This window comes from Bradyrhizobium sp. MOS003, assembly GCF_003020125.1.
Lineage (GTDB): Bacteria > Pseudomonadota > Alphaproteobacteria > Rhizobiales > Xanthobacteraceae > Bradyrhizobium.
This window is the reverse complement of record NZ_PYFW01000002.1, coordinates 354366-377677: the sequence shown is the minus strand read 5'-3', so window position 1 is coordinate 377677 and position 23312 is coordinate 354366. Positions and strand designations below refer to the sequence as shown.

Below are 23312 nucleotides of genomic sequence, written 5' to 3'. Positions count from 1 at the left end.
GCGCCTCGGGCAAAACGGGCGTTCTACTTTGCATGGGGTTGTTTTCGCATTTTTTGCTTGTCGGCCCCGTTACGCCTGCTTCATCGTCCGGAACGTGATGGAGTAACGACGGGCCTCGACCGGCGGGATACTGTGCTCCCATTGTGAGCGCGCCTCGCCCTCCATCATGTACAGCGAGCGCGGCCGGGCCTCGAGCGTGTGGCGCTGCCATTTGTCGCCGCTGCGGCGGCGGAAGCGGAATTTGCAGGCCGAGCCGAGCGACAGGCCGAGGATCTTGTCGAAGTGCGGCTTGTCGCGGTGCCAGCCGATGCCGACGCCGGCCTCATACTCGGTGCAGAGCACCTGCCGGACGCTGGCTTCCGGCAGCTCCGCCCAGACCTCGGCCTGACGTGCCATCGGCATGAGCCAGTCCGGGATCGGCTCCGCCTCCGCGAGCCGCTGCAGCGTGTAGTCATAGCGATAGCCGAACGAAGCCACCCGGCGGTTGCCCTCGAACGCCCCGAACTGGAAGCGCTCGAGCGGCAATGCTGCGATGCGGCCGATCAAGGATTGCTCGACGGCGGATTCGATAAAATTGTCCGTGTAGCGAAGGCCGGCGGGACCTTCGTCAGGGACGGCGAACAAGCCAAGCTGCGTCATTCCTCGCATTTCCGTGACGGAACCTTTTGTAGCCCCAAGCGACTTACATATGACGCGGAGAAAAACGTGCGAGGCTGTCATGGCAGAGAAGCATATGGCCGATCCGGCAGAGATCATGCGGGCGACCGGTCATCCTGAGCTGGAATATGCCGCAGGCTGGACCATCGCTGGTCTCGTCACCATCGGCACGATCGTCGCCGCCTGGGTGTTCGCGATCTAGGCGATCGGGAATTGGAGTTCGAAGGCCGCCCCCGCGTCGGTCGGCTTGAGCCTGATCGAGCCGCCATGGCTCGCCATCACCGCGCGCGCGATCGCAAGTCCCATCCCGGTGCCGCCCTGGTCGCGGCGGGTGGTGAAGAACGCATCAAAAATCCTGTCGCGGTTCGGTGCCGAGATCGGTTCGCCGTCATTACTTACCGTCAGACGCAGGGTCGTGCGCTCGTCGACGGCCTCCAGCCTGATTGTCCCGGCCTTGTGCCGCATCGCGTTGTCGGCGAGATGCGACAGCACGATCAGCGCCTTTTCGCTGGACATGCCGATGGCCCGGTCCAGGCTGCCGCCGGCCTCGATTGAACTCGCCGGAAACCGGTTCTTGAGGTCGGCGATCACGGGCGCCAGTTCGGTGCGCTCGTTCTGCGGCAGGCTTTCGGCGCGGGCGAGCTCACGCAACCGCTGCGTCATGGCTTCCAGCCGCTTCGTGTCGGACAGGATGTTGGCGATGAACGTCTTCTGCTCGGCCGGCGTCAGCCCCTCGGACTTGCCTTGATATGAATCCTGCAGCAGCTCGGCCGCGCCCTTGATCGAGGTCAGCGGCGATCTCAGCTCGTGGGTCAAATGGGCCGAGAAGGTCGCGATATAGTCGGAGCGACGCGCAAGCTGCTCGGCCATGCCGAGGAAGCTGTGCGAGAGCTGGGCGAACTCACGCGTGCCGTAGTGCCGGAGCGGCTGGAATGCCTCGCGGTCGCCACGGCCGATCCGCGCTGCGCGGTCGATCAGCTCGCGCATCGGCAGCGTGATGGTGCGCGAGAACACCAGGCCGATCGCGATGGTGCCGAGGATGACGGCGAGCCCCGCCAGCACGAACTTGCCCCGCTCCTGGTAGAGATGGTCGAAGATGTTGCTGGGTGTCCGCGTGGTGTAGATCACGCCGGCGACGCGATTGTTGACGATGACGGGCATCGCCGAGAACACATGCACGCCGAGGCCGCGGCTGAAGGAATAGATCGGCGGCGGCGGCTTGTCCGGCACGCGGTTGCGCAAGGTGGCGCGATATTGCCCGTGCAGCGCGTCGGCGACCTCTTCGATATGGGCGAGCGACTGGCCGACCTCCTGCCGCCCGGCGATCACGACGCCTTGCGGATCAAGGATGCGAAAGCCCGCCAGCGTCACCTTCTGGGTCTCGCGAATGATCGGCGTCAGCCTTGCGCCGATCTCGACATAGGCCGCCTGCGCGGGATGAGGTGCGGCCTGCGCATCCGGTCGCCGCCGCAGCAGATCGTTGGCCGTGAGGTCGAGCGCGGGGCGGATCGGCGTGACCTGGTCGCCGGGGTCTGGCAGCACGTTCGGCGGCACCTCGGCGCCGAGCGTCAGCCCGCCGTCGAGCCTGGCGGTGACCTCCTGTGCATAAATCGTCGCGAGCACGCGGCTTTGCGCAATCAGCTCGGCCTGGGTCTGGCGGATCAACTGGTTGTCGTAGAGGCGGAAGAAGAACAGGCCGACCAATGGCAGCACGCCAACGGTCGTCAGCACCGCAAAGATGACGAGCCCCAGCGACGGCCGCCATTTTTCTGGTGCCGCGCTCATGCCGCCTTCTCGCAGCGCCCGAGCTTGAATCCGACGCCGTGGATGGTCTCGATGACGTTGTCGCAATTCAGCGCCGCGAGCTTGGCGCGGATGTTGCGGATGTGGCTGTCGATGGTGCGGTCGGAGACCTGGATGTTGAGCTGATAGGCCGCCCGCATCAGCTGCTCGCGGTTGAACACCGAAGTCGGCCGGGCCAGGAACGCGCGCAGGATGCCGAACTCGATCGCGGTCAGCTTCAGCGGCGTGCCTGAGAAGGTCGCGACATGCTGCTCGGGATCGAGCAACAGGCCTCCTTGCGACAGCGCGGCCGGACCCGCCTTGGCCTCGCCATTGCGCGGGCTGAGCCGGCGCAGGATGACATTGACCCGCGCCACCAGCTCGCGCGGGCTGAACGGCTTTGTCACGTAGTCGTCGCCGCCGATCTCGAGGCCGAGGATGCGGTCGATCTCCTCGTCGCGCGCCGACAGGAACAGGATCGGCACGTCGGAATTCTTGCGGATCTCGCGGCAGACATCGAGGCCGTCGAACTCGGGCATGCCGATGTCGAGCACGATCAGGTCGGGCCTGTCGGCGGCAAAGCGGGCGAGCGCCTCCTTGCCGTCGCGCGCCTCGATCACGTCCATGCCGGCCTTCCTCAGGGCGACGCGGATGACCTCTCGGATATGGCCTTCGTCGTCGACGATGAGAATGCGATGCGCCAAGAAACTCTCCGCTCACCCTGCCGGCGGGTTGCCGGACTGATCTTTCGCCAGCGCATCCAGCCTGCGCTGCAGCCGCCAGCTCCGAAAGCTCCAGCTCCGCCACGCCAGATCCTGGCGCTGCTGTTCTACAAGGCGGTCGCGGCGCGACACAAGGCAGTAGCCTCGCGCCGAAAGATCGCTCTCCTTGGTTTTGGCCAGGAGTTCGATCGCCTTGTCGATCGCGGGCAGGGCCTGCGGCCCGAGCGAGAGAAGATAATTGGTGTCGAGCTGCAAGCCTTTGCCCGAAGCTTCCTTGCTGTGAGCCACATTATAGTCGGCAATGAAGGCATCGAAGTTCACCAGCGAGCAGCCGTAGAGCACGATCGCCAGCGCGGTCAGATTGACGCCGACGAGCCATTGGTTGGACCGGCTGAGGGCGATGCGGGCGACGATCAGGACCAGTCCGAGCGCGACAAGGCCCATCCAGATGAAGGCAGCGATTCGCCAGTAGGTCAGCATGTAGATGTCGACGTAGAGGTCGAGGCGGAGGATGGAGGAGGCGACGAGCAGCACGTTCTGCCCGACCCAGAGATAGACCAGCGGCCGGATCACCTTCGAGTTTTCGGCCGGCCCGCCCGGGCGCATCGCCACCAGCACGAAGGCCGCGGCGAGCAGGGCGGTCACGATCAGCGGATAGGCACCGCGATGTGCGTAGCCCGCATAAGTCAGATTTTCCGGCAGCGCCACATGGCCCCAGAGATAGATCCCGTCGAGAAAGCACTGTGCCGCGAACAGCAAATTGAACAGGATCAGCGAGCGCAGGATGGTGGTGGGACCAAGAAACTCCACCGAGACCAGCGGCGGGAGCGGCGGCGGCACAGGTCCGTCCGTGACGGCGGTGGTGACGATCGTCTTGCGCCGCCAGCGCACATGGATGAACGGCCAGGCCAGCGCCAGCATCAAGGCCCAGAACAGCAGGCGGGGGACGCTGACATATTGGAGAATGAGCTTCGGATTGAGCAGGTACACCCATTGCTCGATCACCGGATTGGCCGCGGCGAACAGCGCGACGAAGACCGTGCTGAGTGCCGCAGGGAGCAGCCAGCGCGCGATGCCGCGGGTCAGCGCCGACGCGTTGAACGCCTGGGGCGCATCGAGGAAGAACCGGAAGGGTCCAAACAGGACGAAGTTACGCAACGCGCGGGCGCGGTCGGCGAGCCCGGTCGTTTCCGAATTGGTCACGAGCAGCAACGCAATCGCGAGCGACGCGATCAGGATCAGAAACGAGAGCGTGTTGAGCTCCTCGATAATTGGCACGAGACCAGCGACGAGGACGGCCGAGCCGATCAGGGCGCGACGCAAGTCCAGGGCGTCACGATTGCAGAGCGCCGACACGCCGGCGAGCGCGATCGCAAAAAGCGTCAGCGAGAGCCCGATCCGCTGCCCGTAGAACAGCCAGTCGGCGAGTGCGGCCAGCACCAGCGCGAGGCCGATCTTGGCGGGGATCGAGGCGTGACCGATCGGCTTGATTTCCCTTGCGATCGTCGAAGCCAGGCTTGTCATATCCGAAGAGACCTTTCGTGATGGGTGGCATCACGAAGTCTGAACGGTGCTTGTGCAGAAGCCGGGATCATCGTCTGCAAGGCTTCAGGAGTCTTTTGCAGTTTTCGTGCAGGCGCGCTTTTGCCTCTCGTCCGGCGTGAGTTGCTTTGATAGGTGCGAAGCATTCGCCCCTCCCAGCGCGTGACGCATCATGCAATTCCTCCGTCGTATCGGTCTCATTCTCCTCTGGCTTGCCGCGCCCGCCGTCGCATTCGCGGCCGCGAACAAGAACGATCCCTATCTGGTCCCGTTGCGCGGCGCCGGAAACATCGCGCTTGTCGTCGCAAGCATCGTGATTGTTCTCCTCCTGCTGCGCAGACGGCGTTGGCGGACCATCGCGGGCAAGCTGCTGGTTACGCTCTGGTGCCTGCCGCCGGTCCTGATGTCCGCCGCGCATCTGAAGTTCGAGCTGCGCAAGCACGACGTCCTCGGCGCAAGTGCCGCCGAGGCGCGCCAGCTCGGGCCTCATTTCATGGTTGGCTATTCCTCGTTTCTCGAGGTCGCACGGCTGGCCGAGCAGGGATTGATCGGCGGCGTCTATGTGACCCGGCACAACATCCGGGGCCGGAGCGTCGCGGCACTGCGGACCGAGATCGCAGCGCTCCAGGATATCAGGCGCGCGGCGGGCCTGCCGCCGCTGGTCGTGGCCGCCGACCAGGAAGGCGGCATCGTCGGGCATCTGGCGCCGCCGCTGACCAAGGTGCCGGCGCTGGCGACGCTCGCCGGTCTTGCTCCCGACGACCAGCAAGCCAAGGCTGAAGAGTTCGGTCGTATCCACGGGCGAGAGCTTGCGGGCCTCGGCGTCAATCTCAATCTCGCGCCGGTGCTCGACCTCAAGCCGCCGGCGCGGCGCAACCGCCTCGATTTCCACACGCTGATCGGCCAGCGCGCAATCGCAACCGATCCGGCCGTCGTCGGCACGATCGCGAGCGCCTATGTGCGCGGGCTGGAAGAATCCGGCGTCGGTGCCACGCTCAAGCATTTTCCGGGCATCGGCCGCATCCGCACCGACACGCATCATTTCAGCGCCAATCTCGACGCGCCGGTTGGGGAGTTGGAAGCAACCGACTGGCTTCCGTTCCGCGAGGTACTGTCGCATTCGCGCAGCGCACTGATGGTCGGCCATGTCACGCTTACCGCGGTCGACCCCGAACGCGCCGCCTCGCACTCCAAGCGCGTGGTCGATGGCATCATCCGTGGCAAATGGGGCTATCAGGGCGTGGTGATGACCGACGACCTCGTGATGGGTGCGATCTACCAGCACGACGTCTGCAAGGCCGTGGTCGAGGCGATCGATGCCGGCGTCGATCTGCTGCTGGTCGCCTATGATGGCGCGCAATTCTACCGCGTCTTCGCCTGCGCCCTGGAAGGCTCGCGGAAAGGCATGCTGGATGCAGCGGCGCTGCGCGCGAGCGAGGCCCGGCTGACGCGAGGTTTTCCGATCGAGCAGGCGCGGGCGGCGTCAGATGTGCGCCGCGTCGTCGAGCGGCATTAGCCCTTCGAAAATTGACGGTAGTCCGGCTCGCGGTGAAACCAGAACTCGTAGCCGGCGATGCTCGTCTGCATGGCGACGTCGTGGATCGGCTGGTTGAGCGGAACGACCGGCACGTCGCGAATGCAGAGCGCGATGAAATCCTTAACCGCCTTGTCGTACTCGGCCGTATCAGCGGTGAAGCGGGCCTTTTCGATCAGCGCGTCCATCTCCTTGTTTTGGTAGGAGGAGATGTTGAAGATCGAATTGTTGCCGTGGAAATTCCAGTAGAAGTAATATTCGGGATAGTCGAGCCAGCCGCTGAACCGGTTGAGCGCTAGCGGCAGCTCCTTCTTGTTCAGCGTCGTGCGCCAGTTTGCGCCCGGGATTTTTTCGATTGATGCCTTGATGCCGATCTTGGCGAGGCTCTCCTGGATCAGGATCGCCGTGGGTTCGCCGACGGTCGCGGTGCCTGTGTCGAGCGACAGGGTCGTCTCCAGGCCGGACTCGAAGCCTGCTTCCTTCATCAAGGCCTTGGCCTTGTCCAGGTCAGTGGCATAGGGAAACGGCTGCGGCCAGACCGGCTTTGAGACCTCTGCCGCTCCTCCGTACATCGGAACGGCACGGCCGAAGAACGCGCTGCTCTGGATCTGCTCATACGGCATCGCCCAGGGGATGGCCTGGCGCAGCTTCATATTGTCGAACGGCGGCTTTGCGGTATTCAGAGCAACGTACCAGAGCGCATTGGGAATCGGCACGCCCGATACCTTGACCTTGCCTTCCCGAATGAGCTGGTCGAAATCGCGCGGCGCAAAGCCGCTCGACAAGTCGGCATCGCCTCGCTCCAGCATGGCGCGGCGCGTCCCGCCGGAGGGAACGTCGCGTGCGATCACGCGCCTGATCTTCGGCAAGGGTCCGCTCTTCCAGTCGTCGAAACGCGTCAGCACGGTCTCGCTGCCGGGCTTCCAGCTTTCGATCCTGTAGGCGCCGCCGCCGGCCTCGTTGTTCCTGAGCCACGTCAATGCCCAGGGGTCTTCCGGACTAGCATTCTTCTTCGCCAGTTCCGAGTTGATGATGAAGGGTACGACCACGGCGACGTTGAACAGCAGCATCTTGTCCTTGCGGACATAGTCGATGCGGAAGGTCTGATCGTCGACGACCACGAACTGCTCGGGCTTCTCCAGCGATCCCGCCGACATCTGGAAGGTGGGGAAGCCGCCGACCTTCACTGCACGGTCGAACGACCATTTGACATCCTTGGCGGTGACCGGCGTGCCGTCGTGGAATTTCGCGTCCTTGCGAAGATTGAAGGTGCAGGACATGCCGTCGGCTGCGACCTCCCAGCTCTCGGCCAGTTCGGGTGCGAGCTTCTCGCGATCATACGACAGCGTTCCGTCCGGCAGCGTTCTGGAAGCGTAGGAAAGCAGGCGGTCGTAGCAATTCCACGATAGCCCGTTCACGGTCTGGTTGGAGCCGACGCCCTGCATGTCCAGCGAGTTCGGACCCAGCTCCTGCACCACCAGCAGCGTCTCGCTACGTCCCTGCGCCCAGGCGAGGGGCGGAGCGACGGCACTGATGCCGGCGGCACCCACGCCGCCAATCACGCTGCGTCGGCTCATATGGAAGGGTGAACGGCTCATGGGGGCCTCCTGTCCGGCAATCATCCGGCATCGAGAGGCAAGGTGTGTGCCACCGGGCACGAACCAGCGTACCGTATCCGTGGCCAACCGCCCCGCGCGACGGCGCGAGGCGGCATTGTCTGTGCGTTGCGCCAGGCGCTTCCTATTCGGCCTGCTCAACTGCGGCAGGCATCTTCGCAACCGACATCAGCGATCGCGCGACCTGATTGAGGAGGAGATCGGCATTTTCTTCCTCGGCGAGGGATTTGGAGAGCAGCGCGACCACCGCACTATGCCGGAGCTGCTGCGCCAGATTGCGCGCGGTGGTGTAGCCGGACATCTCGTAATGCTCGACGCGTTGAGCCGCAGAAATCAGTGAGAGATCGGCGGCAGCGTCTTCCTTGTCTGCGGCTTCCTTCATGACCTCCTGGCCTTCCTCGATGAGGCCCATCATGCCCTTGCAGGGCTTGGCGCGTGCGGTCTCCCCAAGCAGCTCGAAGCATTCGTTGATGCGCTCGATCTGATTCTCGGTCTCGGCCAGATGCAGTTCGAACAATTCCCGCAGCTGGTCGAAGCGGGCGGTCTGCGCCATCTTGGGAAGCGCCTTGGTCAACTGCTTCTCGGCATGGAGAATGTCGCGCAGTTCATGGAGGAGGAGTTCGGTCAGGCCCGTCTCGTCCACGGGCGATGAGCTCTCCGCCACGATGGATGTGCCGGCGCCGGCATCGGCGGACTGCAGAGCAGGCGATTCCGTGAATACCCAGTCCTCACCCTCGTTCCAGGGACCGCGGGTGTCGATTTCGCCGTGGTCGCCACTGCCGGTGGAGTCGTTGAAGTACTGGTTCACGAGGCCGGGCGTCGGCGCGAGTCTGCCGATGGTGAAGGCCGGCTTCGACAGGCTTTCGAGCGCGCGCGCGAACGCCTTCATATGAGTGATCTCTCGCGTCATTAGGAACTGGAGCGCGTCCTTGCTGCCCGAATCGTCGCAGAAATTGATCAGCCGTTCATAGACGATCTTCGCGCGCGCCTCGGCGGCGATGTTGCTGCGGAGATCGACGTCCAGCTCGCCGGTGATCTTGAGATAGTCGGCGGTCCAGGGATTGCCTTGTGAATTGAACAGATTGACGCCGCCGCCGCCGGCGATCGCAATCAGCGGATCGGCTTCTGCTGCCTGGCGGTCGTTCTTCGAGGGCGCAAGATGCATGCGCGCGAGACAACCGACGACTTCGAGATGGCTGAGCTCTTCGGTGCCGATATCCATCAGGAGATCCTTGCGGTCGGGATCCTCGCAATTCAAACCTTGAATCGAATATTGCATCGCCGCCGCGAGTTCCCCATTGGCGCCGCCGAACTGCTCGAGCAGCATATTGCCAAAGCGCGGATCGGGTTCGTCGACACGCACGGTGAACATCAGTTTCTTGACATGGTGATACATGGGAGGGCTCGCGCTCTGAGGGAAACTATGCGCGTCAACAGGCCCTCGGAATGATCGTTCCTAGTTCTCGTCGAGATTCAGATTGGGCGACGCAGAGCGGGTCGCGTTCGTTGATGCCCGCGAGATCCTACGATCCCGCTGCTGCGCGGTTCTGTCCGGCTGGCGCGATCAGTCCGTCAATCATCGCGCGCACGAGGCCTGCGATTTCCTTGCGCAGCGCCGGCAGCGGCACCGCGACCAGCTTCTGCTCCAATCCCAGCGCCACCATGCCATGCACCGCGGAGAACAGGCTGCGCGCGGTGATTTCAAGCTCTTCCGGGCCGCGTTTTGGAAACAGCGAGACCAACGGCTGATAGATGTGGCGGAACAACCGCATCTGGTCATCGACGGACCAGTCGGGAACGACCTTGTCGGCCTCCATGCGGTGCTCGAACAGCGCGCGCCAGAGCTGGAGATTCTCCGCCGCGAAATCGCAATAGGCGAGGGCGATGCGGACCAGCGTCTCCTGCGGCAAGGGGGCGCCCGCGCTTTCCGCCGCGCTCAGCGCCTCGTCGAGCCGGCGCAGCGTGCGCGAGCCCACCCGCAGGATCAGCTCGTCCATATCGGCCACGAGATTATAGACCGCACCATTGGCACAGCCGATCTCGCGGGCGAGATCGCGGGTTTTTAGCCCCGATAAGCCACGCTCGGCGATGATTCGCTCCGCCGCCAGGATGAGGTCGGCTCGAAGTTTCTCTCGACGTTGTAAGGGTTTAGACATGCATTTATCAAATTTTGAGCGTTGCTCAAATTTGTATTGAACAATGTTCAGGGTTGTTGCTACAAACGGTCTGTGAGCAACGCTCATAAACAGGGAGCAGCAGATGTTCAAGACCGTCGTAACACTCTTCCGGGGCAGCGTAGCCGCCGCCGGCGAGGAGCTCGAGGACCGGACGGCCCTCCTCATTCTCGACCAGCAGATGCGCGATGCGGCCGCCGCCGTCGAGCGCAGCAAGCGGACGCTGGCGCTGGCGATCGCGCAGGACCAGCAGGAGGGCCGCAAGCTCGAAGCGACCGTCGCCCGCATCGCCGATCTCGAGACGCGCGCGGTTGCGGCGCTCGACGGCGGCCGCGAGGATCTCGCCAGGGACGCCGCCGACGCCATCGCAGGCCTGGAGGCCGACCGCGATGCGGCGATGACGGCCCGCGCCTTGTTCGCGACCGAGATCATCAGGTTGAAGCGGCACGTCGCAACCGCGCAGGCCCGCATCACCGAGCTCGATCGCGGCCGCCGCGTCGCCCGAGCCTCGGAGGCGGTGCGCTCGCTTCGCCGCAGCGGCATCGAGGCGGCACGTCCTTACGAATCCACGCTGCCGGAGGCGGAGAGCACCCTGCGGCGCCTGCGCGAGCGGCAGATGGAAACCCAGGCCGCCGATGATGCGCTGGTCGAGCTCGATGCGGCCACCGGACCGCTCGCCGCCGCCGAGAGACTCGCCGAGCAGGGTTTTGGCCCACGGCTGAAGACAACTGCAGACGACGTGCTGGTCCGGTTGAAGTCCAAGCGCGCGCCGACCGCCTGATCCCAACCCCATCATCGTTCGACCAACAGGAGACCATCATGAACCAGAACGGCCAACCCCATAGCAGCGCCTGGGTGACCTTCACCTATGCGTCCTTCGCAGCCTCCGCGTTCCTCATCGCGATCGGTATCTTCTTCCTGCCGATCGACTTCTGGATGAAGGGCTACCTCACCATGGGCATCGTCATGCTGATCCAGACCTGCATCACCTTGACCAAGACCGTGCGCGACAATCACGAGAGCAGCCGGCTGGTGAACCGCATCGAGGATGCCAAGGCCGAACGGCTGCTGATGGAGGTTTCCAAGGCGGCTTGAGAAATGTGCCTTGCGTCAATCCGGACGACGAGCAAGAGGGCCGCGGAGCGACGCGCCGCGGCTCTCGCGTCCGCCCGGAATGACGTTCGGATCGGGCCTTCCGATCCGCATCCCGCATTGTACTTCGAACGCAGGTGCGATATGGCTCTCGCGCTTTCCAGAGGCGGAGACGAGCTTTGTCGAAACAATCGCTGCGTGAGGAGGCCGAGCGCCTGATCCGCGAATCGATGGAAAAGAAGACCATCGTCGTCAAGCAGGGCGCGACCCGCATCGAGGCCGTCTGCGGCAAGTGCGGCGCGCCGAATCGGGTCCAGGCGGAAAAAGGCCAGACCCGGGTCAAGTTCGCTTGCAAGAATTGCGGACACCAGCAAGAGACATTGTAGTCGTTCACGACTGTTCCCGCCATCCCAACCTCTTCCCTTAAGAACGGGGCGAGGGAGCGAGAGAGTGCGTCCTAGCCACCCTCCACAAATCTCTTGAACGCATCCGCATAATCCGGGTGCCAGCGCGACAGCGGCGGGCGGTTCTCGACGATGTCGCCTGCGGCCCATTGGATGCGCTTTACGTCGAGCGCGCGCGGCACGTCGTTGTCCGGGCACAGGATGTAGAAATCGCCGGCCTCCAGCCGCGCCAGCATGAAATCGACCGTCTGCTCCGGCGTCCAGGCGCCGGCCGGCTTTTCGGTGCGCCCCTTCGCGGTGAGGCCGGTGAAGACGAAGCCGGGGATCAGCAAATGTGCCGTGAGGCGACAGTCTTTCGTGTTGCGCAGCTCGTGCTGCAGCGCTTCGGTAAATGCCTTCACGCCGGCCTTGGAGACATTGTAGGCGGGGTCGCCCGGCGGTGTGGTGATGCCCTGCTTCGAGCCGGTGTTGACGATGAGGCCGCATCTGCCGCGCGCGATCATGTTGGGCGCGAAGATGCGCGAGCCGTTGATGATGCCCCACATGTTGACGGCGATGATGCGCTGCCAATTGTCGGGTTCGCCGAACAGCGTGCTGCCCGGCTGGATGCCGGCGTTGTTCATCAGCAGGTCCGTTCCGCCGAACTGCGCGCTCACGTCGCGTTCCAGTTCCCTCACGCTCTCCGCGCTGCTGACATCGACGAGCGAGGTCATCACGTTTGTGGCAGACGTGACGGATGACAGTTTTTTCGCGGCGTCCGCCAGCCGTTCGCGGTCGACATCCGCGATGCACACTTTCATGCCGGCGCGCGCGAAGGCAGCCGCGGCGGCCAGCCCGATTCCGGATGCGCCGCCTGTGATCACGGCGACATTGTCTTTGGCGATGGCGGGATGTGGCATGGATGGTCTCCGGGCAAGAACTCTCGGTCGAGCTATAACATGGCAGCAGTCCGGCCCTGCACAAGTCGGCATGGGAGGTCTTCGTTCGACGCTGCCTTTACGCCTATCCGGCGCGGCTGTATCCTCCAGTCCAACGATCCTGCCCAGATCGAACCAATCAAACACCTGACAGGGAGTGCAGCCATGGCTGTGTCGCAGGCTATTCCGATCACGCGTCATCCGTTCGCCAACGGGTCCTACAAGCAGATGCTGATCGACGGCAAATGGATCGATGCCGCCTCAGGCAAGCGCTTCGAGACTCACAACCCTGCCACCGGCGAATTGCTCGCAACCGTCGCCGAGGGCGACAAGGAAGACATCGATCGTGCGGTCGCCGCGGCCCGCCGCGCCTTCGAGGGACCCTGGAGCAAGGTCAAACCGTTCGAGCGGCAGAATCTGCTGCTCAAGCTCGCCGACCTCGTCGAGAAGAATTTCGACGAATTGTCGCAGCTCGACACGCTCGACATGGGTGCGCCGCTCAGCCGCACCCGCGCCTATCGCCTGCGCGCCGTCGGCATGCTGCGCTATTATGCCGGCCAGACCACGGCGATCCACGGCGAGACCATCGAGAACTCGCTGCCCGGCGAGATCTTCTCCTACACGCTGAAGGAGCCGATCGGCGTCGTCGGCGCCATCATCCCCTGGAACGGCCCGCTCACCGCGACGATCTGGAAGATCGGACCGGCGATCGCGACCGGCTGCACCGTGGTGCTCAAGCCCGCCGAAGAGGCGCCGCTGACCTCGCTGCGCATCGCGGAACTGGCGATGGAGGCAGGCATTCCGCCCGGCGTCATCAACGTCGTGCCCGGCTATGGCGAGACCGCAGGCGCCGCGCTCGCCTCGCACCACGACGTCGACAAGGTCGCCTTCACCGGCTCGCACGTCACGGGACAGTCGATCATCCGTGCGTCCGCCGGCAACCTCAAGCGTGTCTCGCTCGAGCTCGGCGGCAAGTCGCCGGACATCGTGTTCGCGGATGCCGATCTCGACGCCGCGGTGCCGGGTGCGGCGATGGCAGTGTTCGCCAATTCGGGCCAGATCTGCAGCGCCGGCACGCGGCTGTTCGTCGAGCAGTCGATCTACGAGGAGTTCGTCGGCCGCGTCGCCGAGTTCGGCAAGAAGCTGCAGATCGGCAACGGCCTCGATCCCAACACCCAGATCGGTCCGCTGGTGTCCGAGCAGCAGCTCGAGCGCGTCACCAGCTATCTCGACATCGGCCAGAAGGAAGGCGCGAAGGCGCTCGCCGGCGGCGGCCGCGTCACCGAAGGCGCGCTGTCGAAGGGCTTCTTCGTCTCGCCGACCGTGTTTGCGGGCGTGCAGGACAACATGCGCATCGCGCAGGAGGAGATTTTCGGCCCCGTCATCTCCGCGATCGCGTTCAAGGACATGGACGAGCTGGTCAAGCGAGCCAACAACACCACCTTTGGCCTCGGCTCTGGACTGTGGACGCGCGACGTCAGCAAGGCGCATGCGGTTGCAAAGTCGCTGCGTGCCGGCTCGGTGTGGGTGAACTGCTACCAGGCGATGGACCCGGCCGTGCCCTTCGGCGGCTACAAGATGAGCGGTTACGGCCGCGAGTCCGGCAAGCAGCATGTCGAGGAGTATCTCAACGTGAAGTCCGTCTGGATCAAGACGGCCTGACGCGCCATCGCGTCCGGGCTTCAGCGACTCGTTTGCTTGCGGCGACGAGAGTCTGCTTGCGACGACCACAAGTTGTTGCCCGGACGCTACAAGCGATTTCGAAACGGCCGTCGTCCGCGATCTCGCAAGGATTGTTATCCCATTTCGAACGTCGGCCGGTTAGTGCTGGTCAACGTCAAGGTTCGGGTTGGGATATCAGGAATGCTCCGTTTCGCTTCGATCATGCTCGCGGCTCTGGGCGTCGCCGCGGCGCAGCCCGCGTTCGCAGCCGATATGGCCGCACGTGCGCCGCTCTACAAGGCGCCGCAATTGCCGGTCGCCTACAACTGGTCGGGCTTCTACGCCGGCGTGAATGTCGGCTATGGCTGGAGCGATGATGCGATCAAGCTCGCGCCGCACGATCCAGTCTTCACTGCGGGTGTGCTCGACGTGGCCCTCGCCGGCGGCCTCATCCCGCCCTCGCTGGCAACGAACCCCCGCGGTGTGCTGGGCGGCGTGCAGGCCGGCTACAATTTGCAGACAGGCTCCCTGGTGTGGGGCGTCGAAGCCGATATCGCTGCTGCCGGAATCAAGGGCAGCTCGACGGTCTCCCGAACCCTGCCGGTTTTCCCGGACATCATGACCAGGCAAGAGCAGAAGGTCGACTGGTTGGGGACCGTGCGCGGCCGGATCGGTGCCATCGTGACACCCGACTTGATGCTCTACGCGACCGGCGGTCTTGCCTATGGACACGTCAAGGCGTCGACCTCGATCGTGGATCCCACGCTTGCGGCCGGCACGCCCTGCCTCAACGTGATCTGTAGTGCGGGGACGTCGGAAAGCTGGCGCGTGGGCTGGGCCGTCGGCGGTGGCGGCGAGTATCACTTTGCGTCGAACTGGAGCGTCAAGCTCGAATATCTCTATTATGATCTCGGCAGCGAGAAATACACCATCTTCAATCCGCTGTTCCCGTTCACTCCGGGCCCGGCGCGCGGCCTCGACGCAACCGCGGATTTCACCGGTCACATCGCGCGGGTCGGCCTGAACTACAAGTTCGGTCCCGGTCCGGTCGTCGCAAAATACTGATCCGCCGTTCTGGATGGACAGCAAGCCCCGGGCCAGGCCCGGGGCTTTTTTGCGTCTGTCGCAGCTTTAGGCTGGCCAGCCATCCACCCAGGCGGCTTCCGGGCTGCCGCTCTTTCTCATATGATCCGCGCTCTCTCATCGATCATTCCGGGGATCACATGAAATTCGAAGCGTTGTTCAAGCCGTTGCAGGTCGGTCCGTACAAGCTTGCGCATCGCGTCGCGATGGCGCCGCTGACGCGCATGCGGGCCGAACGCGAGAGCTTTGCGCCGCGGCCGCTCAACGCCGAATATTACGGCCAGCGCGCGACGAAGGGCGGCCTGCTCATCGCCGAAGCCTCGCCGGTGCTCTCGCACGGCCGTGGCAATCCGGCGACGCCGGGCATCTATTCGGAAGCGCAGATTGCCGGCTGGCGCAAGGTGACGGAGGCCGTGCACGCCAAGGGCGGCATCATCTTCCTCCAGCTCTGGCATGTCGGCCGCGTCTCGCATTCCTCCTTTCACGGCGGTGAGTTGCCGGTTTCGGCCTCGGCCATCGCGATCAAGGCCGAGGGCATGAAGGCGATGACCGCCGACGGCAAGATCTCGGACTACGAGACGCCGCGCGCGCTGGAGACGGATGAAGTGAAGGGTATCGTCGAGGCCTTCAGGCAGGGCGCGAAGAACGCACTTGCCGCCGGTTTCGACGGTGTCGAAATCCACGGCGCCAACGGCTATCTGCTCGAGCAATTCCTGCAATCGCGCAGCAATCAGCGCGCCGATCAATATGGCGGTTCGATCGAGAACCGCGCCCGGCTGCTGCTCGAAGTCACGCAAGCCGCGATCGACGTATGGGGTGCGAACCGCGTCGCCGTACGGCTGTCGCCCTACGGCATCGCCAATGATTCCGGCGAGCCCGATCCGATGCCGCTCTACACCCACGTGGTGAAGGCGCTCGACAAGCTCAGCCTCGCCTATCTGCATTTCATCGAGCCGCGCTCGAGTGGTTCCGGTCGCGCCGAGGTCAACTGGCAGAACGTGCCGTCGGCGATGGTGCTGTTCCGTCCGCTCTACAGCGGCGTGCTGATGACCGCCGGCGGCTTCACCGGCGAGACCGCGAACGCGGCGATCGCCGACGGCCACGCCGACATCATCGCCTTCGGCCGGATCTTCATCTCCAATCCCGATCTGCCGAGCCGCCTGCAGCACGACTATCCGATCACGCCGTACAATCGTGCGACGTTCTACGGCGGCGAGGAGAAGGGGTATACGGACTATCCCGTTTATGACGAGCTCGCGCCGGCGTAGGTCCCTCCGTCATTCCGAGGCGACGCGAAGCGTCGAGCCCGTAATCCATTTCACGTCCTGGTTTGCTGCGTGATGGATTCTCAGGTGCGCAATTGCGCACTATTAGCTCGCGACTTCGTCGCGCCCCGGAATGACAATCATGTATTGTTGTCCCCACAATGACGACGGGGACAGACAATGGCCAAAGCCGCCACCGCCGCAGGGATCGCCACCGGGCAATGCCTCTGCGGCAAGGTCACCTTCGAGATCGACGTGCCCGCGCGCTGGGCCTGGCACGATCATTCGGCTGCCAGCCGCCGCGCTCATGGTGCCGCCTACGCCACCTATGTCGGCAGCTGGAAAAAGCGATTTCGCATCACATCCGGCAAGACTGCTCTCACTCGCTACGAGGACAAGGCGACCAAGACCACGCGCAGCTTCTGCTCGCAGTGTGGCACGCCGATTGCCTATGAACGTCCGCGCGGCCCGCACATGGTCAACATTCCCCGTGCGCTGTTCAAAGAGCGCACCGGCCGCCAGCCGCTCTATCACATCGCGATCGAGGAGCTGCAGGAATGGGCCTATACCGGCGAGCCCCTGGTGCCGCTGAAAGGCTTTCCGGGCGTGGTCTGGCAACGCTCGAAAAAGAAGAAACGGGCGCGTGGCGAGGATCCGTTCGAAATGGGACGGGACGAGATGTAACCCCACTCTCGTGCCCGGACGCAGCGCGGCGCGCAGTGCCGCACTGCTGAGCCGGGGCCCATGTTGTGTCAAACCCGGGGGATAGCTGGCTCCCGGCTCTGCGCCGCATCGCCGTAAGCGCGTTCGCGCGCGTCTTCGACGCGCTATGGCGCTGCGTCGCGTCCGGGACACGAGAGCGCAGTTTGCGCGCCCACGCAACGCAGCCATGAGCGCGCTTCCTTGCGCGTCGCCTCCGACTTCGTCCATCATGCCTTCCGTCCTTGCGGCAACGTCCGCTCCTGGAGGAAACATGAAGAACAAGATCACCGGCCGCTCCGCCTTTCTCGCGCTGCTCAAGGACGAGGGCATCACGCATCTGTTCGGCAACCCCGGCACCACCGAGCTGCCGATCATGCATGCGCTGAAGGACCATCCCGATCTCACCTATGTGATGGCGATGCAGGAGAGCCTGGTGGTCGCGATCGCCGACGGCTACAGCCGCGCCTCCGGCAAGCTGGTCGCCTGCAACGTCCATGTCGCGCCCGGCCTCGGCAATGCCATGGGCTCGCTCTACAACGCCCATTTCACGGGCACGCCGATGATCCTCACCGCCGGCCAGCAGGAGCAGGGCCACGGCCTGATGGAACCGGTGCTCTACGGCCCGCTGGTGCGAATGGCCGAGCCGCTGGTGAAATGGGCTGTGGAGGTGACGCGGCTGGAGGATTTGCCGCGCATCGTGCGCCGTGCCGCCAAGATCGCGACCACGCCGCCGACCGGTCCGGTGTTCATCTCGCTGCCCGGCGACATCCTGAACAGCGAAGCCGGCATCGATCTCGGCCGCTCCACCCGCATCGACGCGCGCACGAAACCATCGGACGAGGCACTGAAGGCCTTTGCCGCGCGGCTGCTGAAGGCCGAGCGCCCCGTCATCGTCACCATGGACGAGGTGGTGAAGAGCGACGCGCTGAAGGAGGCGGCCGAACTCGCCGAGTTGCTTGGAGCTGCCGCCTACCAGTCCTCGACACCCTACGGTTCGCACTTCCTCTCGGAGAACCCGAGCTTCGTCGGCACGCTGGCACGCGTGCAGAAGGTGGCGCGCGATACGCTGGCGCCCTACGACCTCCTGATTGCGCTCGGCGGCGATCCCTTGCGGATGTCTGTCTACAGCGAGGTCGATGCGCTGCCGGACGGACTCGGCATCGTGCAGATTGGTCTGGTCGATTGGGAGATCGCCAAGAACTATGGCGCCGAGATCGCGCTGAAGGCGGACCTGAAGGAGACGCTGCGCGCGCTGATCCCCGTGCTGAAGGAGATGGGTGGTGCCGCGCTCGCAAGCCGCGCCAAGCAGCGCCTCGCCGCATTGGCGCCGCAGAATTGGACCGCGCGCCGCGCAGCGCTGGTCGAGCAGATCGGCAAGAGCGCCGGTCGCAGCCCGATCGATCCGGACTATCTGGTGCTGCAGATGGTCGAGGCCATGCCCGACAACGCGATCCTCGTTGACGAGGGTCTCACCTCCAGCCGCCAGGTGACGGCGCTGCGACCACATCGCGATCGCTACGGCTATCACGGGCTTGCCTCCGGCGGCATCGGCTGGGGCCTGCCGGCCTCGGTTGGCGCGAGCATCGCCAATCCGGATCGTCCCGTGGTGTGCTTCTCGGGCGACGGCAGCGCGATGTATTCGATCCAGTCGCTGTGGACCGCGGCACATCACAAGCTGCCGCTCAACGTCGTCATCGCCAACAATGGCGGCTACCGCATCATCAAGCAGCGCCTGCTCGCCTTCCATGGCGACGACAATTACGTCGGCATGGATTTTATCGATCCGCCCGTGGATTTCGCCGGCGTCGCCAGGGCGCTGGGCTGCGAGGCGATCAAGGTGAGCGATCCACGCGAATTGAAGGCAACGCTGGCGTCGGCGTTCAACCGGCCGGGCACGAAGCTGATCGAGGTGATGGTGGACGGGAAGGTGTAGGTCGCTGCTTCCACCGTCATTGCGAGGAGCACTTGCGACGAAGCACCCCAGACTGTCCCCGCGGAGGGATTCTGGATTGCTTCGCTCGCAATGACGGGGGGATCTACCCCTTCTTCCCCACCCGATACCCCGCGGCCGGATGCGGCGCATTGAGCCTTGCGCGGCCGTCGCCGAACAGCTTCTCGCGCAGCGTGCCCTTGGCATATTCCGGCTTGTATCGCCCGCGCTTCGTCAGCTCCGGCACCAGCATGTCGGCGATATCCTCGAAATCGCCGGGCGAGACGGCGAAGGCCACGTTGAGCCCGTCGACATCGGTCTTCTCGAACCAATCCTCGATCTTGTCCGCGACCATCTCCGGCGTGCCGACCACGACAGGGCCGGCGCCGCCGATGCCGACATGCTCGATGACGTCGCGCACGGTCCAGACCCGGTCCGGATCGCCGCGGGTGACGTTGTCGAGCGCGCTGCGACCGGCATCGTTCTGGACGTGGCGCACCTGCTGGTCGAGCTCGTAGCCGGAGAAGTCGATGCCGGTCCAACCCGACATCAGCGCCAGCGCGCCTTCCGGATTGATATGCGAGCGGTAGTCGGCATATTTCGCCGCCGCTTCGGCTTCGGTGTTGCCGAGGATGATCGTCATCATGTTGAACATCAGGATTTCCGCGGGATCGCGACCGAGTGCGGCGGCCTCCTGGCGGATCGCCGAGACGCGCGGCGCGATGATCTTGGCCGACGGTCCCGACATGAAAACGCATTCGGCATGCTTGGCCGCGAACTGCCGGCCGCGCGGCGAGGTGCCGGCCTGGTAGAGCACTGGCGTTCGTTGCGGCGACGGCTCGCTGAGATGGATAGTGTTGTTGATGCGGTAGTTCGCGCTCTCGTGATTGATGCGGTGAACCTTGCTCGGATCGGTGAAGATGCCGCGCTTGCGGTCGCGCAGCACGGCGTCGTCCTCCCAGCTCCCTTCCCAGAGCTTGTAGACGACCTCCATGTATTCGTCCGCGATGTCGTAGCGGTCGTCGTGGCCGGTCTGCTTGTCCTTGCCGGCACCTCGCGCTGCGCTGTCGAGATAGCCGGTGACGACGTTCCAGCCGATCCGTCCTTCGGTGAGATGGTCCAGCGTCGACATCCGCCGCGCGAACGGATAGGGCGGTTCGAAGGAGAGATTGCTGGTCACGCCGAAGCCGAGGTTTTTCGTCACCGCGGCCATTGCCGAGAGCAGCAGCAGCGGCTCGTTCGACGGCGTCTGCGCCGCGTTGCGCAAGGCCGCGTCGGGGCTGTTGCCATAGACGTCGTAGACCCCGAGCACGTCGGCCAGGAACAAGCCGTCGAAACGGCCGCGCTCCAGCGTCTTGGCGAGATCGATCCAGTAGGGCAGGCGGTTATACTCGGCGGTGCGGTCGCGTGGATGGGTCCACAGGCCCGGCGACTGGTGCGCGACGCAATTCATCGCAAAGGCGTTGAGCCTGATCTGCTTGGCCATGATCGTTCCCCGGCGCTCTATACCGAGCGCTCTTCCAATGGTAAATGTGCGCCCGAACTTGGCGAAGTTCTTGCATATAAGCTGCGCTTGGCAAGGCCAAAATCAGCGGGCTGCCGCCCTTTGGCAAGCCAATCTCAAGAGAGCAAGAACGAAATCCCAAGAGAACTACAAGAGAACTAAAAGAACTATCCAAGTCCCCGCCACTTTCGACGGCCAGTGTAGCCCGCTAGGTTCGCCCGCCTCGAGACCTTGAAGACGAATAGCAATGACCAGAGCCGACGCCATCGCCCGCGCCCGGGACGACTTCAAATCCGGCGCGTTCCTCGCTGAACTCGACCGCCGCGTCGCTTATCAGACCGAAAGCCAGAATCCGTCGCGTGGCGCCGAGCTGCGCGCCTATCTGGAACAGGAGATGATCCCGTCCTTTGCCGCGCTGGATTTCACCAGCCGCATCGTCGAGTCCCCCAGCGGCAAGGCGCCGTTCCTGTTCGCCGAGCATCTCGAAAGCACCTCAGCACCGACCGTGCTGATCTACGGCCATGGCGACGTCGTCGACGGCATGGAGGGCGAGTGGCGCGAGGGCCGCGATCCCTGGCGCACGACGGTTGCGGGCAACCGGCTGTATGGCCGCGGCACCGCCGACAACAAGGGCCAGCACAGCATCAACATGGCGGCACTCCGCGCGGTGCGCGACGCCCGTGGCGGCAAGCTCGGTTTCAACGCCAAGTTCATCATCGAGATGGGCGAGGAGATCGGCTCGCCCGATCTCGGCAAGGTCTGCGACCTCAATCGCGACGCGCTCAAGGCCGATCTGTTCATGGCCTCCGACGGGCCCCGTTTGTCCGCCGACCGCCCGACGCTGTTCCTGGGATGCCGCGGCGGCATCCGCATTCATCTCGATGTGAACCTGCGCGATGGCGGCCATCATTCCGGCAATTGGGGCGGCGTACTGGCCAACCCCGCAACCATTTTAGTCAACGCGATCTCCACGCTGGTCGATGGCCACGGCCGGCTTCAGCTCGACGCGCTGAAGCCGCCGCGCCTCACCAACCAGATCCGCTCCTATCTCGCCGACGTGCAGGTGGTCCCGACCGAGGACGAGCCGGCGCTGGCGGAGAACTGGGGCGAGGAGGGGCTGTCGGCGGCCGAACGGCTCTATGCCTGGAATACGCTGGAAGTTCTGGCGATGTCGTCGGGCAATATCGAGAAGCCGGCCAACGCCATTCCGGGCCATGCCAATGCCGTGCTGCAACTGCGTTTCGTGGTCGGCACCGAGGTCGGCGGCCTGATCGAGGCGATCCGCGCGCATCTTGTCCAGAAGGGCTTTCCGATGGTCGAGGTGCGGGCGGCGCAGAGCTTTGCCGCCTCGCGGACCGACTTCGACAGCCCCTGGATCAAATGGGCGGCGGATTCGGTGAAAGAGACCACCGGCAAGCCGCCGGCGGTGCTGCCGAACTTCGGCGGCTCGCTGCCCAACGACGTGTTCTCCGAGATCCTGGGTCTGCCGACGATCTGGGTCCCGCACTCCTATCCCGGCTGCTCCCAGCATGCGCCCAATGAGCACATCCTGCTGCCATTGACGGAAGAAGCCTTGACGGTGATGGCCGGGCTGTTCTGGGATTTGGGAGAACTCCCGCGGCCGTTAACCTGAGCTGCGATCCCGCCGAAAGTCACATTCTAATCCGATCCATTTTGTGCTTGCATCCCGCTGCACAATCCTGAAAGGGGACCAAAAAAGTGAAACATTTCCGTAGCATCGGCCTCGCGCTCGCCGCGACTTTCGCCGTCAGCCAGGCCGGAGCCCAGGAGCTGACCGGCACGCTGAAGAACATCAAGGACACCGGCGCCATCACGCTGGGCTTCCGCGACTCCTCGATCCCGTTCTCCTATCTCGACGACAACCAGAAGCCCGTCGGGTTTGCGATGGACATCTGCTACAAGATCGTCGATGCCGTGAAGAAGGAGCTCAAGCTCGACAAGCTCGAGGTCAAGCTCAACCCGGTGACGTCGGCGACCCGCATCCCGCTGATGGCCAACGGCACCATCGACCTCGAATGCGGCTCGACCACCAACAACGCCGAGCGCCAGAAGCAGGTAGCCTTCACCAACACCCACTTCCTGACCGCCAGCCGCTACGTCTTCAAGAAGTCGAGCGGACTGAAGTCGATCGACGACCTCAAGGGCAAGACCGTGGTCTCGACCGCCGGCACCACCAACATCAAGCAGCTCACCGAGGCCAATGTCGCGAAAAGCCTCGGCGCCAACATCATTCCCGCCAAGGACCACGCCGAAGCCTTCCTGATGGTCGAGACCGATCGCGCGGTCGCCTTCGTCATGGACGACATCCTGCTCGCGAGCCTCGTGGCCGGCTCGAAGTCGCCGGATGACTACGTCGTCTCCAAGGACGCCTTCTCCAAGCCCGAGCCCTACGGCATCATGCTGCGCAAGGACGACGCCGCCTTCAAGAAGGTGGTCGATGCGGCGACCGCTGCGCTCTATACGTCCGGCGAAGCCCAGAAGATCTACGACAAGTGGTTCACCCAGAAGATCCCGCCGAAGGGCCTCAACCTCAATACGCCGATCTCGGCCGAGCTGAAGAACGAGTTCGCGAAGCCCTCGGACTCGCCGAACCCGGACGACTACAAGTAAGATACAACCTCGATCTTTCGATCGGGATCATGTCCGGCCACTCTTGACACAGGGGTGGCCGGACATTTGCATAGGCGCCGGGACAATCTTGATCA

General features: G+C 64.3%; 21 protein-coding genes. 12 read left to right on the top strand and 9 right to left on the bottom strand.

Annotation, left to right across the window (positions count from 1 at the left end; genetic code table 11):
• Positions 1-69: 69 nt before the first annotated feature.
• Positions 70-639 carry an alpha-ketoglutarate-dependent dioxygenase AlkB gene (locus C7G42_RS12235; protein ID WP_106949229.1) on the bottom strand — a complete coding sequence of 190 codons (570 nt, stop codon included), beginning with the start codon at positions 637-639 and terminating at the stop codon, positions 70-72.
• Between the two features lie 79 nt (positions 640-718).
• On the opposite strand from C7G42_RS12235, the gene C7G42_RS35275 reads away from it, so the two are divergent.
• On the top strand, positions 719-859 hold the full coding sequence (locus C7G42_RS35275) for a hypothetical protein (RefSeq protein ID WP_199580859.1): 141 nt from the start codon (positions 719-721) through the stop codon (positions 857-859).
• Here the strand turns inward: C7G42_RS35275 and C7G42_RS12230 are convergent.
• Genes C7G42_RS12230 through C7G42_RS12220 form a run of 3 tightly spaced genes read right to left on the bottom strand, consistent with a single transcriptional unit; the run spans position 856 to position 4685 of the window.
• A complete protein-coding gene (locus C7G42_RS12230; RefSeq protein ID WP_106949228.1) occupies positions 856-2442 on the bottom strand; it encodes an ATP-binding protein in 1587 nt (528 codons plus the stop codon). The genes C7G42_RS35275 and C7G42_RS12230 overlap by 4 nt on opposite strands.
• On the bottom strand, positions 2439-3143 hold the full coding sequence (locus C7G42_RS12225) for a response regulator transcription factor (RefSeq protein WP_106949227.1): 705 nt from the start codon (positions 3141-3143) through the stop codon (positions 2439-2441). The genes C7G42_RS12230 and C7G42_RS12225 overlap by 4 nt, the downstream gene beginning before the upstream one ends.
• Before the next feature lie 12 nt (positions 3144-3155).
• Positions 3156-4685, bottom strand: a complete 1530-nt coding sequence (locus C7G42_RS12220; protein ID WP_106949226.1) for a DUF4153 domain-containing protein — start codon at positions 4683-4685, stop codon at positions 3156-3158.
• 190 nt (positions 4686-4875) lie between these two features.
• Here C7G42_RS12220 and C7G42_RS12215 point away from each other — a divergent pair, with 190 nt between their 5' ends.
• Positions 4876-6219 carry a glycoside hydrolase family 3 N-terminal domain-containing protein gene (locus C7G42_RS12215; RefSeq protein ID WP_106949225.1) on the top strand — a complete coding sequence of 448 codons (1344 nt, stop codon included), beginning with the start codon at positions 4876-4878 and terminating at the stop codon, positions 6217-6219.
• Here the strand turns inward: C7G42_RS12215 and C7G42_RS12210 are convergent.
• The 3 genes from C7G42_RS12210 to C7G42_RS12200 all read right to left on the bottom strand — a co-directional run bounded on the left by C7G42_RS12210 (position 6216) and on the right by C7G42_RS12200 (position 10009).
• Positions 6216-7835, bottom strand: a complete 1620-nt coding sequence (locus tag C7G42_RS12210) for an ABC transporter substrate-binding protein (protein WP_106949224.1) — start codon at positions 7833-7835, stop codon at positions 6216-6218. The genes C7G42_RS12215 and C7G42_RS12210 overlap by 4 nt on opposite strands.
• Before the next feature lie 142 nt (positions 7836-7977).
• Positions 7978-9249 (bottom strand): DUF892 family protein, encoded by a 1272-nt coding sequence (locus C7G42_RS12205; protein WP_106949223.1) that lies wholly within the window; start codon positions 9247-9249, stop codon positions 7978-7980.
• A gap of 127 nt (positions 9250-9376) precedes the next feature.
• Positions 9377-10009, bottom strand: a complete 633-nt coding sequence (locus tag C7G42_RS12200; protein WP_106949222.1) for a TetR/AcrR family transcriptional regulator — start codon at positions 10007-10009, stop codon at positions 9377-9379.
• Positions 10010-10112: 103 nt separating this feature from the next.
• Here C7G42_RS12200 and C7G42_RS12195 point away from each other — a divergent pair, with 103 nt between their 5' ends.
• The 3 genes from C7G42_RS12195 to C7G42_RS12185 all read left to right on the top strand — a co-directional run bounded on the left by C7G42_RS12195 (position 10113) and on the right by C7G42_RS12185 (position 11505).
• Complete coding sequence (locus tag C7G42_RS12195) at positions 10113-10808, top strand: PspA/IM30 family protein (protein ID WP_106949221.1); 696 nt, start codon at positions 10113-10115, stop codon at positions 10806-10808.
• Positions 10809-10846: 38 nt separating this feature from the next.
• Positions 10847-11122, top strand: a complete 276-nt coding sequence (locus tag C7G42_RS12190) for a YiaA/YiaB family inner membrane protein (RefSeq protein ID WP_091966026.1) — start codon at positions 10847-10849, stop codon at positions 11120-11122.
• A 176-nt stretch (positions 11123-11298) separates the two neighbouring features.
• Positions 11299-11505, top strand: coding sequence for a hypothetical protein (locus C7G42_RS12185; RefSeq protein WP_008145196.1), 207 nt, complete (start codon positions 11299-11301; stop codon positions 11503-11505).
• Between the two features lie 71 nt (positions 11506-11576).
• On the opposite strand, the gene C7G42_RS12180 is transcribed toward C7G42_RS12185, so the two are convergent.
• Positions 11577-12422 carry an SDR family NAD(P)-dependent oxidoreductase gene (locus C7G42_RS12180; RefSeq protein ID WP_106949220.1) on the bottom strand — a complete coding sequence of 282 codons (846 nt, stop codon included), beginning with the start codon at positions 12420-12422 and terminating at the stop codon, positions 11577-11579.
• A gap of 183 nt (positions 12423-12605) precedes the next feature.
• Here C7G42_RS12180 and C7G42_RS12175 point away from each other — a divergent pair, with 183 nt between their 5' ends.
• From C7G42_RS12175 to C7G42_RS12155, 5 genes are all read left to right on the top strand, one after another.
• Positions 12606-14102 carry an aldehyde dehydrogenase family protein gene (locus C7G42_RS12175; protein ID WP_199580858.1) on the top strand — a complete coding sequence of 499 codons (1497 nt, stop codon included), beginning with the start codon at positions 12606-12608 and terminating at the stop codon, positions 14100-14102.
• A gap of 201 nt (positions 14103-14303) precedes the next feature.
• Positions 14304-15167, top strand: a complete 864-nt coding sequence (locus C7G42_RS12170; protein WP_106949218.1) for an outer membrane protein — start codon at positions 14304-14306, stop codon at positions 15165-15167.
• Positions 15168-15325: 158 nt separating this feature from the next.
• Entirely contained in the window at positions 15326-16453 is a 1128-nt protein-coding gene (locus C7G42_RS12165; protein WP_106949217.1) for an alkene reductase, read from the top strand.
• Positions 16454-16630: 177 nt separating this feature from the next.
• Positions 16631-17134 (top strand): GFA family protein, encoded by a 504-nt coding sequence (locus tag C7G42_RS12160; protein WP_106949216.1) that lies wholly within the window; start codon positions 16631-16633, stop codon positions 17132-17134.
• A gap of 289 nt (positions 17135-17423) precedes the next feature.
• The gene (locus tag C7G42_RS12155; protein WP_106949215.1) at positions 17424-19085 is read left to right on the top strand and encodes a thiamine pyrophosphate-binding protein; all 1662 of its coding nucleotides are present in this window, start codon (positions 17424-17426) and stop codon (positions 19083-19085) included.
• A gap of 103 nt (positions 19086-19188) precedes the next feature.
• On the opposite strand, the gene C7G42_RS12150 is transcribed toward C7G42_RS12155, so the two are convergent.
• On the bottom strand, positions 19189-20568 hold the full coding sequence (locus C7G42_RS12150; protein ID WP_106949214.1) for an LLM class flavin-dependent oxidoreductase: 1380 nt from the start codon (positions 20566-20568) through the stop codon (positions 19189-19191).
• A gap of 265 nt (positions 20569-20833) precedes the next feature.
• On the opposite strand from C7G42_RS12150, the gene C7G42_RS12145 reads away from it, so the two are divergent.
• Positions 20834-22219, top strand: a complete 1386-nt coding sequence (locus C7G42_RS12145; protein ID WP_106949213.1) for a M20 family metallopeptidase — start codon at positions 20834-20836, stop codon at positions 22217-22219.
• An 86-nt stretch (positions 22220-22305) separates the two neighbouring features.
• Complete coding sequence (locus C7G42_RS12140; protein ID WP_106949212.1) at positions 22306-23217, top strand: amino acid ABC transporter substrate-binding protein; 912 nt, start codon at positions 22306-22308, stop codon at positions 23215-23217.
• Positions 23218-23312: the final 95 nt, after the last annotated feature.

Bases quoted from the DNA above. Each gene is read 5' to 3' on its own strand.
- C7G42_RS12215 (WP_106949225.1), top strand. From the start codon at position 4,876: ATGCAATTCCTCCGTCGTATCGGTCTCATTCTCCTCTGGCTTGCCGCG.
- C7G42_RS12195 (WP_106949221.1), top strand. From the start codon at position 10,113: ATGTTCAAGACCGTCGTAACACTCTTCCGGGGCAGCGTAGCCGCCGCC.
- C7G42_RS12205 (WP_106949223.1), bottom strand. From the start codon at position 9,249: ATGTATCACCATGTCAAGAAACTGATGTTCACCGTGCGTGTCGACGAA.
- C7G42_RS12150 (WP_106949214.1), bottom strand. From the start codon at position 20,568: ATGGCCAAGCAGATCAGGCTCAACGCCTTTGCGATGAATTGCGTCGCG.
- C7G42_RS12230 (WP_106949228.1), bottom strand. From the start codon at position 2,442: ATGAGCGCGGCACCAGAAAAATGGCGGCCGTCGCTGGGGCTCGTCATC.
- C7G42_RS12170 (WP_106949218.1), top strand. From the start codon at position 14,304: ATGCTCCGTTTCGCTTCGATCATGCTCGCGGCTCTGGGCGTCGCCGCG.
- C7G42_RS12145 (WP_106949213.1), top strand. From the start codon at position 20,834: ATGACCAGAGCCGACGCCATCGCCCGCGCCCGGGACGACTTCAAATCC.
- C7G42_RS12175 (WP_199580858.1), top strand. From the start codon at position 12,606: ATGGCTGTGTCGCAGGCTATTCCGATCACGCGTCATCCGTTCGCCAAC.
- C7G42_RS12200 (WP_106949222.1), bottom strand. From the start codon at position 10,009: ATGTCTAAACCCTTACAACGTCGAGAGAAACTTCGAGCCGACCTCATC.
- C7G42_RS12235 (WP_106949229.1), bottom strand. From the start codon at position 639: ATGACGCAGCTTGGCTTGTTCGCCGTCCCTGACGAAGGTCCCGCCGGC.
- C7G42_RS12220 (WP_106949226.1), bottom strand. From the start codon at position 4,685: ATGACAAGCCTGGCTTCGACGATCGCAAGGGAAATCAAGCCGATCGGT.
- C7G42_RS12180 (WP_106949220.1), bottom strand. From the start codon at position 12,422: ATGCCACATCCCGCCATCGCCAAAGACAATGTCGCCGTGATCACAGGC.
- C7G42_RS35275 (WP_199580859.1), top strand. From the start codon at position 719: ATGGCAGAGAAGCATATGGCCGATCCGGCAGAGATCATGCGGGCGACC.
- C7G42_RS12190 (WP_091966026.1), top strand. From the start codon at position 10,847: ATGAACCAGAACGGCCAACCCCATAGCAGCGCCTGGGTGACCTTCACC.
- C7G42_RS12155 (WP_106949215.1), top strand. From the start codon at position 17,424: ATGAAGAACAAGATCACCGGCCGCTCCGCCTTTCTCGCGCTGCTCAAG.
- C7G42_RS12210 (WP_106949224.1), bottom strand. From the start codon at position 7,835: ATGAGCCGTTCACCCTTCCATATGAGCCGACGCAGCGTGATTGGCGGC.
- C7G42_RS12165 (WP_106949217.1), top strand. From the start codon at position 15,326: ATGAAATTCGAAGCGTTGTTCAAGCCGTTGCAGGTCGGTCCGTACAAG.
- C7G42_RS12160 (WP_106949216.1), top strand. From the start codon at position 16,631: ATGGCCAAAGCCGCCACCGCCGCAGGGATCGCCACCGGGCAATGCCTC.